The following is a 12,987-nucleotide window of genomic DNA, read 5'->3' on the forward strand; positions in this document are numbered from 1 at the left end:
TTTCGGCATTTCCGAATTTATGACGGTGTTTTCCCCGGGTGCGATGAAAAACCGTTTCGGCCTGAAGCACAACGCCGATTTTCCACCGATTGATTTACGGCAGCCCTGATAATCGATCGTTCCCGTGAAGGGAGGTGCCCCCCGGAAAGTCCAAACCCATTTTCCCTCCGGATAGATATTCACTTTACCCATGAATTCATCATCGGTTTTCACTGGAACAGGAACCGCCTCCGGAGTTGCCGTACTGCCGTCTTTTCCGCTGACTTTAATCTCAAACGAGCTGTTTGCGTAAAAATAATGACCGGGAGCAACCTCGGCGGTCAGCATCAGAAGATCTCCTTCGGTACGCGCTGACCACTCAAATGGTTGAGAGGCTTCCGCTCCGGCCCGAAATAAGGCAAAACAGAGCAGAAACAGGACCAGACTTGTTTTCAACAGCAGTTTCATTGTCTCATTTCCGGTCAAGGATTTTTTTCAGCTGTGAAATATATTCGTTTGTCTCCAGAACATCCTTGACTTCTCCAAGCACCTTGCCTTCGGGATTTAAAACGTAGGTCATCGGCAGAGTCTTGAATTTATACTGGTTCAACAATTCGATGTTCTGTCTGACGATTGAACGCGGAATCCGGATGCCGCGCGGAAAATCGATATAAAGCAGGATAGCTTTCCCGGCGGCGAATTCTTCAAATTCCTTCCCCGCCAACGTATCTTTCTGGAATTTATTGAGTCCCGTATTCCAATCGGAACCATTAAACACCATGATGATCGGAAGTTTTTTCTCCTCGGCAAGTTTCAGAGCCTGCTGATAATTCACCTGCCAGCCGGCCAGCGGTTTGTAATCTTTTTCTGCCATTGGATGCAGTGCGGCATTCAGCATGTCCACAAAATCGGCCCGGGGAGAGTACCCGAGTGTATCGAGCACTTCTCCATCCGCAGTGAGCAGCAGCACAGTCGGAAAACCTTCGATTCCGTATTTTGCTTCGAGCAACTGATTCTGCCTTTCCAGCCAGTCGGGAAGTTGCAGGTCTCTCGGACGATCAATATAGAGCAGGACAACCCGGTTTTTGACATACTCTCTGAACTTCTGGGATTGCAGCACTTTGGCAGTAAATTCCTTACAGACCGGACACCAGTCCGATCCGGTGAAAAAGACGAAAATTGGCAGATTTTTCTCTTTTGCCGTTTCTGCGGCTTTTGTGTAACTTGTGAACCAGCTTCCGTCAGGCGGATTCGCTTTGAGCGACGGCAACAGGATGAACAAAGCGAACAAAAACAGCAATACAACTTTTTTCATGATGATCTCCTCCTTAATTATCATAAAAACAAACAGTCCGGGTCCTCCACAACCCCGTTTATAGAAATTAACATACCGTTTTTTTGCGGATTTTCAACTCAGTACGATTGTTTCATGAAGAAAAATACTGTATATTTCATAAAAAGCAAAAACATCATTTTTTGTGGAGGAGGCATCTGTGAACACAAATTCGATCTGTACGCTGGAACCTCGGGCGGTCTGGGAAATTTTTGCGGAAATCTGTGCGATTCCCCATCCCTCCGGCCATGAAAAGGCGCTGGCCGATGCGATCGCCGCGATGGCGGAGCAGCACGGCCTGAAGGCCAGGCGCGACGCCTACGGCAATCTGCGCATCGACCGCGCCGCCTCGCCGGGATTCGAGACCCGTTCGACCGTGATCCTGCAGGGTCATCTCGATATGGTGCCGCAGGCGGAAGCCGGTTCCTTGTTCGATTTCGAAAAAGATCCGATCCCGGCGGTCGCCGACGGCGGCTTCGTCCGTTCCGCCGCCGGAACCACGCTCGGGGGCGACAACGGCATCGGCGTGGCCGCAGCGCTCGCGCTGCTGTTCGACGAATCGTTCCATTCCGGGCCGCTGGCGGCGGTTTTTACGCTCTCCGAGGAGATCGGGCTGAACGGCGCGACGGCGCTGGACCCGGCGTTTCTCGCTGGGAAATATCTGCTGAACCTCGATTCCGAGGACGAAGGGGAGCTTTTCATCGGCTGCGCCGGAGGCGCGCGCCTCGAAGCCTCCTTCGCGCCGGAGTACGAGACGCCGTCTCCGTCCTTCGCCGGCGCATTGCTCGAGGTGAAGGGGCTGGCGGGCGGCCACTCCGGCTGCAATATCGCGGACCGGCGCGGCAACGCCGTGCAGTTTCTCGGCGCGGCGCTGCTCGGCGCCCGTGCGCTGCGCGCAGCCTCGGCCGAGGGCGGTTCGCTCGACAACGCGATTCCGCGCGAGGCGAAGGCGACGGTCGCGCTGAATCCGGAACGGCGGAAGGAGACGCTGGAGATTCTCGCCTCGCTCGAACGTCAGTTGCGGGAGAAATTCAGCCTGCCCGCCGGTTTTGCGATCACGCTTACGGAGGCGCCGCTGCCGGAACGGGTCTGGACGGAGCAGACGCATGAAAGGGCCGTTTTCGCGCTGGCCGGCTGTCCGGACGGTGTGCTGGAAATGGACGAAAACTTCGGTATTCCGCGCACGAGCACGAACCTTGCCGCGGTATTCGAGCGCGGCGGCCGCCTCGTATTCCGCACCAGCCAGCGGAGTTTGTCCGATGGCGAGCGGCGGGCCGCGACGGAGCGCGTCGCCGCCCATTTCGAAAAGGCCGGGGCGGTTTCGGAGGTGACCAATGAATATCCGGGCTGGCTCCCCGCGCCGGAGTCGAGGCTGCTCGAAACCGCGACGATGCTCTACCGCGAGCTTTTCGGCCGTGCGGTGCTTGTGAAGGTCATTCCCGCCGGACTCGAGTGCGGCATTTTCGCGGGGAAACGGCCCGGGCTCGACATGATCTCGTTCGGGCCTACCATCCTCGATCCGCACAGCCCGTCCGAACGGGCCGACATTGCGAGCGTCGAACGCTTCTACTCCTACCTCGGAGCGCTGGTATCGGCTTTATAAGAGTGTTTTTTTCGCTCCCGGTTTGCATTCCGGCGGCTCCGCCGCTATTTTAAAACCGCTATGAAATTCGACTGGAAAAAGTTCGACGGTTTTCTGCTGTTTGCCGCCGGTGCGACTCTTCTGGCCCTGCTTCACCCCGGCGATGCCGCCTGGACTCCCGCCGAGGCGGAGACGGTGCGGCTCGCGCTCGAAGCGAATGCGGCGGGGGGACCGGCTTCTCCCGGCGCGTGCGGAGCTGCCGGCCCGGCGGCGGTCTGGCTGACGCAGCTGTTTCTGCTGTTCACTTCCGACCCGGTGGCCATCGCTTCGGCGGTGACCGTTGCAGCGCTGTTCGGCGCGTGGGCGGCGCTGTGGCGCCTGGCCGGAATTTTCCATGTGCCTGCCGGGCCGGGCGCCGCGCTCTGTTTCTGCTCGCCGTACCTCTGGTTTTACCTGCGGATGCCTGTCGGCACGGCGTGGCTGGTCGGGTTATCGCTCCTTTATGCGATGTTCCTGGCTCTCTACATGCGCGAAGGAAAAGCCGGGGCCGCCGTCGGATCGGCGGCGACGGCCCTCCTGATGAGTTACCTGAATCCGGCAGCGATCCTGCTTCCGGCCGGCGCAGCCGCCGGGGCGCTGGTGTTCCGACCCGCGGAGTTCCGGCGGGATCGGAAAAATTTCGCGCTGGGGGCCGCCGCACTGCTGCTGGCCGCGTCGCCCGCACTGCATACGGCCCTGTTCCGCGATTTCTCCCTGGCGGGCTTTCAGTACGGATTCCGGGAGGCGCTGCTTTCCGCCCGCTGCCTGACCGGCTTCGGCTTTTCGGACCGTTTTGCGCCGGAGACCGGACTCGGGTGGCCCGGCATGCTGCTGTTTGCCTCGGTGCCGGCCGTCGCGTTTCTGGTGGTGCTCGGCGTGGCCATCGTCATCCGGCGCGTCCGGCGCGGAGAGGGAAACACCTTCGACCGGGTCGCCGGCAGCTGCGCGCTGACGCTTCTCATCGGCCTGCCGCTTTCACCGCTGCTTTTCCCCGGCGCGGGCGGGGGGGAATACGGGGCGGTGTTCGCATTCGCATGGCTGCTTCCGGCCTGGCGCGGCTACGCCGTGCTTGCCTCGGACTACCGGCTCTTCGGGCGGCTGCTGCTGACAGCGGCGCTGGCGCTGGAGCTGCTGTTCCTGCTGGACTTTTCGCGACAGATCCGGAGCAACGCCGGCGGAGCCTCCGAATCGTTCGGAACGTCGCTCGGCCGCCAGTGGCTGGTGGCCGGACGGCTGGCCGCCGCCCGGCGGGCGAATCCGGACCTGCGGGTCGAAATCAAGGTCGACCGCTGGCGCGACCGGCCGGAAACGCTGCGGACCCTGCTCCGGCTCGCGGACGAAACGGAGCTGCCGCCGGCCGGCGAATACGTCGGAGCCGTGCTGCTACCGTCCCGCTCCGGCTGCGGAATCGACCTCATCTTCCTTGAGAAGCCGGTAGAGCATTAGCAGCGCGCTACCGCAGCTGCGCTCCCGGACCGCGTTACGGTCTCCCCGGAAATGGAACTCTTCAACGGAGCGCTTCTCTCCCGCCCGGACCCCGATGTAGACGAGTCCGACCGGTTTATCCGTATCGTCCCCGGCCGGACCGGCGATGCCGGTTACCGCGATCGCGCAATCCCCCCCGAGCCGTTCCGCCGCGCCGTCAACCATCGCTCCGGCGCATTCGGCACTCACGGCGCCGAAGCGGTCGAGAATTTCCTGCGGCACGCCGAGCAGCCGATGCTTGAGACGGTTGCTGTAAACGACCGCGCCGCCGAGGTAGGCGTTCGACGCCCCCGGCACGGCGGTCAGCGCCGCCGAGATCATGCCGCCGGTACACGATTCCGCGGTCACAAGCGTCCGGCGCGTCCGGCCGAGTTCGGCGAGAACCGCCGCCGGCAGTTCAAGCTCGCCGAACGGAAGCGCCCAGGGGCCGGAGAGCGAACGGGCGAGTTCCGCCGCGTTCCGGACCTGTCCGGAGTCGGACCCCGAAACAAAAACCCGCGTTCCGGCCGGCGTCGCACAGTAGGCGAGTTCGACCGGGAACCCTTCGAGCGCTTTTTCAAACCGCACCTGAAGCTGAAACTCCGGTTCCCCCGCAGCCAGGAAGCCGAGCGTGTATTCATGCCCCTCCGACTCCATGCTCCGGGCGAGCTCGGGCAGCAGAGACGCATGCGCCATCGGCTCGAATTCGCGCGGCGGCCCCGGCAGCAGGTAGATCCGCCGCGGGCGGCTGTCGTAAACCGTGTCGATCCGGAACCCCGACGCGGAACCGTTCGGGTTCGGCAGGATCGCGGCTCCGCGCGGAGCGCGCGCCTGCCGCAGCACCTGTCCGGGAACCCGGCCCCGGTGCCGCTCATGCCAGAAGGCGGTGACCTTTTCGACCAGCTCCGGATGCGGCTCCAGTTCAAGTCCGAAGAAGCGGGCCGTCGCATCGAGCGTGATGTCGTCGCGGGTCGGCCCGAGCCCGCCGCTGATGATCAGCGTGTCGGCGGCGCCGAGCGCTTCGGCGCAGGCGGTGTAGAGCTCCTGCTCCCGGTCGCCGGCGATCAGGGCGAGGCGGATGGAAAGCCCGAGCGTGCCGAGTTCGCGCCCGAGAAACGCGAGGTTGGTATTGAGAACGGTCCCTTTCAGGAGTTCGGTTCCGGTTGAAATAACTGCGATGCTCATAATGATGATTTCCTTGCAAGATTGGCGAGATTGCGCCCCATGCGGCGCAAATTCTCCGGCGTCTGCGCGAACGCTTCCGCCAGAGAAACGGGACCGCTGCCGATGCTGAACATCGCAGCGAAAAGTTTGCTGTCGAGCCCCGGCTCCAGCGCGCCGGAGCAGAGGATGGTTCCGACCCCGGCCCGCGCAGCGCGCGCCGCGACAACGGAGCAGAGCTTGCCGTCGAGGCTCTGGCGGTCGGTCCTGCCTTCGCCGGTCACGACCCAGCCGGTTCCGGCGAGCTTCCGGTCGAAACCGGCCAGGCCGAGCAGGAGTTCCGCACCCGATTCGGTCGTCGCGCCGAGCCGGCGCAGCAGAAACCCGAGCCCGCCCGCAGCGCCGTCGCCCGGAACGTCACCCGCGTCCCGCCAGAGCTCCGCCCAGCGGCGGAGTCCGGCCTCAAGCGTTTCGACCTGCCCGGGTCCGGCCCCCTTCTGCGGACCGAAGACCCGCGCCGCTCCGCGCGGACCGGTCAGCGGGTTGGTCACATCCGAACCGATGCGGATTCGCGCCTGCACAAGTTCCGGCGGCAGCGCGGAGCAATCGAGCGCGGCGACCTCCGAGAGCGCGCCGCCGCCCGCTCCGGGCGGAATGATCCGCCCCTGCGCGTCGCGGCAGACGGCCCCGAGCGCCTGGACGAAGCCGAGTCCGCCGTCCACCGTCGCGCTGCCGCCGATGCCGATGACGAAATCGCGCGTTCCGTTTTTCAGCAGCTTGAGGAACAACTCGCCGACGCCGTAGGTCGTGGCCCGGAGCGGATCGTTTTTTCCGTCCGGCAGCCGTTCGAGCCCCGCGGCTTCGGCCATTTCAACCACCACGGTTCCGGCGGGCAGCCGCGCGAAGCGCGCTTCGACCGGATTGCCGAGCGGACCGGTTACCGGAACGCTTTCGAGCGTGCCGCCCGCAGCGCGCGCCGCGGCTTCGGCGGTTCCTTCGCCGCCGTCGGCCAGCGGGAGTTCGATGATTTCATCGTCCGGGGAGATGTCGCGGATTCCCGCAGCGAGCTGCGCGGCGACCTGCGGCGAGCGCAGGCAGTTCTTGAAGGAATCCGGTGCGATAAGCCATTTCATGCTGTTTCAGTCCTCATGGTTCCCGGACGGCATGTAGACCTGATTGGCCGGGCTGTCCGTCAGCTGGTTCTGGCGGATTCTGATGCCGAACCATTGATGGAAGGTGTCGCGCATCGCCGCCCGCGTCCGGGCCCGCGTCCGGGTGTTGTCGATATACCGGCCGCCTTCGAGGAGACCGCTCTCATCGAAGGAGAAAACCGGGCTGTTTTCGGTCGAACCGCTGCCGCGGACCAGCTTCGCCGCGTTGTAGCCGTTCGACAGGCTGCTGACGAAGTCGGCGCCGAAGCCGGAGTCGAAGGTGCGCGGGCTGATCCAGCGGTAGTCGTAGGGATAACGGGCGTCCGGCTCGGAGCTGGAGGCGCTTTGGAATGCATCGCCGGCCGTTTTGAGCTGGGAATCCAGCGTGTTGCCGCTCCGGTCCCGCGACGAGAACGGCACGACGATGTTTTCCCGCCCGATGGTGGTTTCGCCGTAAACCCAGCCGGTGAGTTCTCCGGCGGATTCCCGGACATTGCCGCCGTTCCTCGCGTTCCACTCCGCCGATTTCTTGGCCTCGAGCAGCGTCCGGTTGTCCGAAAGCGACAGTCCCGCGACGAACAGGAAGCCGACGGCCATGGCGATAATCCCGACCAGGATGGCGGCCAACTCGAGGGTCGCCTGGCCGGATTCTCCGGCCCGGTGCGGAACCATGTGCGTTTCGCAGTTCATTTTCATATCCTCGGCGGTCCGGGCTGCGTATCCGGCCGGTCCTGGGTGCCGTTGAAGCCGGGGCCGCTCCCGCCGCTCCCGCCGCCGGTGAAGTAGTGCACGGTTGGATCGATTTCATCGTTGGTGACGATATGCCCCTTCGAATCCACCACGATGTAAACGCGGCTGTTGCTGCTGCTGAAGAAACGCCTGGCCGTCCCGCCGTTCACGTAATCCTCCACCTCCTGAATGCCGGCCTCGGCGGAGTTGGTCAGCGTAAATTCCTGCGCCTCCTGCAGCCACCCCGCGCCGCCGGTGTTCGACCGGGAGTAGACGTAGCTGCGGTCTGTGAACAGCCGCGCGGCATCGGATCGGTAACGGCTGTCGAAGGCGCTCGCGTTCCACGACGGATTCCAGCCGTAACAGCGGAACCCCGGCCCGTCGGTCAGGATCTGAAGCGCTTCGAGGTAGCCGGAGGTTCCGAGCGGCGGCGAGGTGCCGTACGCGAACAGCGACTCCTCCCGCGAGAGCCAGTTCAGAAAACGGTCCAGCGGCGAATTCGTGACCCGCAGGACGCCGAAACCGTACGGCATCGGCATGTAAGTCGGCGTCAGCGTCGTGTTGTCGAACACCGGCAGGATGACCGGCAGCGTAATCGGAGGCGCCCCCTGCCCGAGTTCGCCGAGCACTTTGGCGATCGCGCCGGGGCGGTAATCGGTTTCGACCAGATTCGCATTGGCCGAACTCGCCCGGCGCGTGCCGATTCTCCGGCTGTAGCCGCCGCCCTCCGGGTCCCGCCGGCGGACAAAGCGCCTGCCGACATCGGCCGAACGCCGGTCTCCGGTCACGGCATAGCGGCTGACCAGGTTGATGTTCGCGGCGCTCTCCGCATACGCGGCCGGCCCTTCGTAGATGTATTGCGGCTTGACCGGCTGCCGCAGGACGCCCGCTTCGAACCACCAGCTGTAATGGTTGTCGTCGTAATCGGTGTAGTTGTTCCGGTAGTAGTCCGGATACCAGAATTTGTCGTAAACGCAGAACTGCACCGGCGGCAGATCGGTGACGCTGTATGCGTTCCGGTTTCCGAGCAGGGTCTGGATGGTCGCGCGGGTGTTTTCGTCGTAGTCCGAAGAGTCGTATTCGACGCCGAGCGTGAAAATCTCGCTCTCGTGCGGAAACTCCGACATGCTGTAATCGATGTTCCACCATTTCCCCTCGTAGTCGGCATCGCTCATCTTCCGGACGAACGGATAGATGACTCCATGCCAGTCGCTCTGCTCCGGCGGATCCGCCGCGGCGATCTCGGCACGGTGGCGCATGATCTCCTGATAGAGCGCGTCTTTGGCCAGCCCCCCCGGCTCCACGATCGGATTGTTGGCCACACGCGCATTCGGATAGACGACGATTCCCTGGCTGACGATGTCCGAAACCATGTTCAGATACGGAATCCGCCATTTGAAGTTCCGCACGTCGGAAACCTGCAGATACCGCCAGTTTTCCTGCAGCAATTGAACGTAATCCTCGAGCGGGAGCGTATTGTCCGCATTCATGACCGGCGTCAATCCGTTCTGCTTGGCCGCCTGCTGCGCGGCAGCGAAGCCGACCAGCGGACCGAGGAACGAAACGCGGACCTGCATTTCGGTCAGGAGCCCGATCCGCTCCCGCAGGAGCTTCGCGCGCGCCTCTTCCGGCGTCAGGGACGGGTCCGGCGATGCGGCCGGCCAGTGATCCTCCGACTCCAGCAGCGTTTCGCACGCCTTGATGAGGTTGATTTCGCCGAGTAAATTCAGCGACTCCTTCTGCCACTCGGCCGCGGCGAGCGCCGCAGCCTGGTTCGCGGTCTCGACCTTGTACTTGGCGCGAATGACGCTGTGGACGTCGAAGAGCAGCAGGATCGCGAGGAGAATGATCAGCATCATGACCAGTCCGGTCAGCAGAACCTGGCCGGACTCACGCTTGTTCCGTCTGTTTTTCATGGCGCGCGTTTCCCTCTCCCTGCGGAGTTACTCCATATAGAGCAGCGAGTAGTTGTAGGTCCCGACGGAGCTCTTCGGCTCCGGATTCTCCCCGATCATGAAGACCCTGGCGAAATTGGCGAACAACGCTTCGAGCAGCGGGGCGTTTTTAAGCTGGATCGTGCTGCTCGCCACCGGGCCGGTTCCGGCAGTGAGCGTCAGCTCCGGCGCGGTGCTTCGCTGCGGATACCAGTAGTCATAATAGACGCCGCTCGCATCACCTTCGGTCATATAAAGCTCCGCCCCCTCCTTCTCGGAGAGGTTCGTCCGGCCGCGGCGCGGCCCCGAGATGCTGATGGCCGCCACCCGCGCCGCGCGCAGGCAGAAATTCGGCCGGTAGCCGAGCGCGACGGATTTCGACGCGTAAAAGGCCGCGTATTCGCAGAACTGGGTCTGGATGCACCAGTAAAAAATCTGCAGCAGCGCAAAAAAAAGCAGACACAGCACGGTGAGCGCCGCCATCGATTCGAAGATCGCGGCGCCCCGTTCGCGGGAACATCTGCTTTTTCTCACCCGCATCGCGGCCCTTTCGTCACTCCCCCCACTGTTCTCCCGTCTGGGCGTGGCGGCGGAGCGTGTCCCGTTTGATTTTGCCGGAAAACGTCTTGGGCATATTCGAAACGAATTCGATTTCGCGCGGATATTTGTACGGCGCGGTTTCACGTTTCACGAACTGCTGCAGTTCGCGCACGAGGCTCTCGGTCGCTTCGAAATCCGGACGCAGCACGATATACGCCTTGACCCGGGCGCCGCGCAGCGGGTCCGGCGCCCCGACCACGGCAACCTCGTAGACGGCCGGATGCTTGGCGATGACGTCCTCGACTTCGGAAGGACTGATCCGGTAGCCGGAACTCTTGATGATGTCATCGGTCCGCCCGACGAACCAGAAATAACCGTCCTCGTCGCAGTAGGCGCGGTCTCCGGTGTAATAATAATCCCCGACGAACGAAGCCGCGTTTTCCTCGGGATTGTCGAGATACTGCTCCGTGAGGCCGACCGGACGATGGGTTTCAAGGCAGAGCGCGATCCGGCCGTCGTCTCCCTTCTTGACCGGGTTGCCGTCTTCGTCGTGCAGCTCGACGTCCCAGCCCGGCGCGGGGATGCCCATCGAACCGGGCTTGACTCCCATGCCGAGGAAAGTGCCGATCATGCAGACCGTTTCGGTCTGGCCGTAGGCCTCGCGGATGGTGAGCCCCGTGCTCTCCTTCCAGAGCCGGATGGTTTCGGTCTGCATCGGTTCTCCCGCCGTCGTGCAGTGGCGCAGTTCGGAGAAGTCGAAGCGCGAGAGGTCCGAGAGCGTCAGCATGCGGTAGACCGTCGGCGGCGCGCAGAAGCTCGTGATCTCGTAATGCTCGAGGATCGGCAGAAGTTCGTCGGCGTGGAACTTCCCGCGAATGTCGTAGATGAAGACGCAGCAGCCGATGATCCACTGTCCGAAATAGTTCCCCCACAGGTTCTTGCCCCATCCCGTGTCGGAGACGGTCATATGCAGGTCATTGGCCGAAAGCCCATGCCAGAGTTCGGCGGTGACCCGATGCCCGAGCGGGTAGGCGTGGGTGTGCAGCACCATCTTCGGGTATTTGCTCGTGCCGCTGGTGAAGATCAGCAGCATCGGCATATCGGACTTGGTATGGATCTTGATCGGGCTTTTGACCTCGCGGCGCGAAAGCTTCGCATTCGGCCCGGAGATTTCGGCCCGGTAGCTGATCCAGTTCGGCCGTTCGCCGTCGACGAGCAGCCGGGAGGCCAGCGACGGGCATTCGTCGTAAATTTCGTCGAACTTGTAGGCGTTTTCGGTATCGGTGATGACCATTTTGAATTTTCCGAACTTGACCCGGAATTCAAGGTCGTGCGGCGTCAGGAGCGTCGGCGACGGGCATTGAATCGCGCCGAGCTTGATGAGCGCGATCGAAAAAATCCACCACTCCGGCAGCCGGGGGAGCATGAGAAAAACCCGGTCCCCCTTCGAAATGCCGTGCTTGATCAGCAGATTCGCCGCCTGGTTCGAGAGCCGCGACAGGTCGTGAAACGTGAAGTGTTTCTCCTCGCCGTGCTGGTTGCGCCAGATCATGGCGAGCTTGTTGCGGTCCTTTTCCGCCCAGCGGTCGATGACGTCGTAGCCGAAATTGAAATAATCCGGCGCCTCGACCGGAAAGGAGTCGGGAAAAGGAGGGATCTCGTAAGGATTTTTTTTCGATTTATTCATTTTTTCCATGATGCCGGAATGTTTCTTTCGCGGATTGTCTGACCGCCGTATTTCTGTTGGAATTACTATACACCGGTAATGCCAAAACGCAACTCGAAACCGATCCGGCGGAAACGCGTTTTCCTGAAAAAAGGACGTAAAAATATTGAAAAAAGCCGTTTTTCGGACTATTTTAATCGCAATTCAAATCAGAATGGACACGAAAAGGAGTGCCGCTTCTATGAAAAAAATTCGCGTTATGATCGTCGGCTACGGCAACGTCGGCCGCGGAGTGCGTCTGTCGCTTGGGAAGAACCCGGATATGGAGCTCGTCGGCATCGTCAGCCGTTCGCCCGAGCGGGTCGGAAAAGAGCTGCCGGATGTTCCGGTCATGGCGATTTCGGATGTGGAGGGCTGGAAAAAGGCGTTCCGTCCCGATGTCGCGATTCTCTGCGGCGGCTCGAAAAACGACCTGCCGCAGCAGGGGCCCGAATTTGCGAAATATGTGAATACGGTCGACAGCTTCGACAATCACAGCCGGATTCCGGAATATTTTGCGGATATCGACGCGGCGGCAAAGGCGTCCGGGCACGTATCGGTCATTTCAACCGGCTGGGACCCCGGTATTTTTTCGCTTGAGCGCGTGCTCGGCGGCGCTTTCATTCCGGGAGCGAGGGCCTACGGCTTTTACGGCCTCGGCGAAAAGGGCGGGCTCAGCATGGGCCATTCCGACGCGCTGCGGACGATTCCGGGCGTGAAGGACGCGCGCCAGTTCACGCACGCGATCCCCGAAGCGATCGAGCGGGTCCGCCGCGGCGAAAACCCGGCCTTCGAGCCCGGCGACATGCATACGCGCGAATGTTTCGTCGTCCTCGAGGAAGGCGCCGACCGGGAGGCGGTCACGAAGACGATCCTTTCGATGCCCGGATACTTCGCGCCGTACAAGACCACGGTCAACTTCGTAAGCCAGCAGGAGCTCGACGAAAAGTACAAGGGGTTTCCGCACGACGGGCTCGCGATCGCGGTCGGCGAAACCGGCGACCGCCATGCCGCCCGGGTCGAATACCGCTGCATCTGGGGCAGCAATCCCGAAGCGACCGCAAACGTCCTGGTCGCCCACGCCCGCGCCGCGGCGCGCCTCGCCGGGGAGAACCGCTCCGGCGCCTTCACGATTCTCGACATTCCGCCGGCCTACTTCACGACGCTGAGCCGCGAGGAGCTCCTGGAGCACTGGATGTAATGCCGGTGTTCCGCGCCGCGGATCAGGCGGGAGCGGGAATGCTCCCTTCCCGCCGGTCTGCGGCGATATCGCGTCCGCTTCTCCGGTCCGGACGGGCAGGACAGGCCCGTTTCATAAGCTTCTGCGCGGGCGGCCGGTGAAGCCGCGCAGAGTTCACCGAGCAGATATC

10 protein-coding genes and 1 pseudogene are annotated in these 12,987 nt (G+C 62.5%); 3 read left to right on the forward strand and 8 right to left on the reverse strand.

All coding sequences use genetic code 11. The annotated features are described in order from the left end of the window. Positions 1 to 105: 105 nt before the first annotated feature. Positions 106 to 447 (reverse strand): annotated as a pseudogene (locus tag FYJ85_RS24430) (protein-disulfide reductase DsbD domain-containing protein); the annotation flags it as partial. A 4-nt stretch (positions 448 to 451) separates the two neighbouring features. Beyond that, a complete protein-coding gene (locus tag FYJ85_RS12775; RefSeq protein ID WP_206213162.1) occupies positions 452 to 1,294 on the reverse strand; it encodes a thioredoxin family protein in 843 nt (280 codons plus the stop codon). A 178-nt stretch (positions 1,295 to 1,472) separates the two neighbouring features. On the opposite strand from FYJ85_RS12775, the gene pepD reads away from it, so the two are divergent. Both pepD and FYJ85_RS12785 read left to right on the forward strand, forming a co-directional pair. Then, the gene (pepD, locus tag FYJ85_RS12780; protein ID WP_154419011.1) at positions 1,473 to 2,915 is read left to right on the forward strand and encodes a beta-Ala-His dipeptidase; all 1,443 of its coding nucleotides are present in this window, start codon (positions 1,473 to 1,475) and stop codon (positions 2,913 to 2,915) included. A gap of 60 nt (positions 2,916 to 2,975) precedes the next feature. After that, positions 2,976 to 4,379 (forward strand): hypothetical protein, encoded by a 1,404-nt coding sequence (locus FYJ85_RS12785; protein WP_106055294.1) that lies wholly within the window; start codon positions 2,976 to 2,978, stop codon positions 4,377 to 4,379. Here the strand turns inward: FYJ85_RS12785 and FYJ85_RS12790 are convergent. The 6 genes from FYJ85_RS12790 to FYJ85_RS12815 are packed head-to-tail and all read right to left on the reverse strand — an operon-like array spanning position 4,317 to position 11,599. Further along, positions 4,317 to 5,582: a nicotinamide-nucleotide amidohydrolase family protein gene (locus FYJ85_RS12790; RefSeq protein ID WP_106055293.1), complete on the reverse strand. Its 1,266-nt coding sequence runs from the start codon at positions 5,580 to 5,582 to the stop codon at positions 4,317 to 4,319. The genes FYJ85_RS12785 and FYJ85_RS12790 overlap by 63 nt on opposite strands. After that, the gene (locus FYJ85_RS12795) at positions 5,579 to 6,691 is read right to left on the reverse strand and encodes a glycerate kinase (protein ID WP_106055292.1); all 1,113 of its coding nucleotides are present in this window, start codon (positions 6,689 to 6,691) and stop codon (positions 5,579 to 5,581) included. Before FYJ85_RS12795 ends, FYJ85_RS12790 begins: the two co-directional genes overlap by 4 nt. Positions 6,692 to 6,697: 6 nt before the next feature. Further along, positions 6,698 to 7,399 (reverse strand): hypothetical protein, encoded by a 702-nt coding sequence (locus tag FYJ85_RS12800; protein ID WP_154419013.1) that lies wholly within the window; start codon positions 7,397 to 7,399, stop codon positions 6,698 to 6,700. A 2-nt stretch (positions 7,400 to 7,401) separates the two neighbouring features. Continuing rightward, positions 7,402 to 9,354 carry a pilus assembly protein TadG-related protein gene (locus FYJ85_RS12805; RefSeq protein ID WP_106055290.1) on the reverse strand — a complete coding sequence of 651 codons (1,953 nt, stop codon included), beginning with the start codon at positions 9,352 to 9,354 and terminating at the stop codon, positions 7,402 to 7,404. A gap of 27 nt (positions 9,355 to 9,381) precedes the next feature. Next, positions 9,382 to 9,912 (reverse strand): hypothetical protein, encoded by a 531-nt coding sequence (locus FYJ85_RS12810; protein WP_106055289.1) that lies wholly within the window; start codon positions 9,910 to 9,912, stop codon positions 9,382 to 9,384. A gap of 13 nt (positions 9,913 to 9,925) precedes the next feature. Next, the gene (locus tag FYJ85_RS12815) at positions 9,926 to 11,599 is read right to left on the reverse strand and encodes an AMP-binding protein (RefSeq protein WP_106055803.1); all 1,674 of its coding nucleotides are present in this window, start codon (positions 11,597 to 11,599) and stop codon (positions 9,926 to 9,928) included. 220 nt (positions 11,600 to 11,819) lie between these two features. Between FYJ85_RS12815 and FYJ85_RS12820 the strand changes: the two genes are divergently transcribed. Then, positions 11,820 to 12,818: a diaminopimelate dehydrogenase gene (locus FYJ85_RS12820; RefSeq protein WP_154419015.1), complete on the forward strand. Its 999-nt coding sequence runs from the start codon at positions 11,820 to 11,822 to the stop codon at positions 12,816 to 12,818. Positions 12,819 to 12,987 lie beyond the last annotated feature (169 nt).

Origin of the sequence: Victivallis lenta (genome assembly GCF_009695545.1) — a bacterium.
GTDB classification, from domain to species: domain Bacteria; phylum Verrucomicrobiota; class Lentisphaeria; order Victivallales; family Victivallaceae; genus Victivallis; species Victivallis lenta.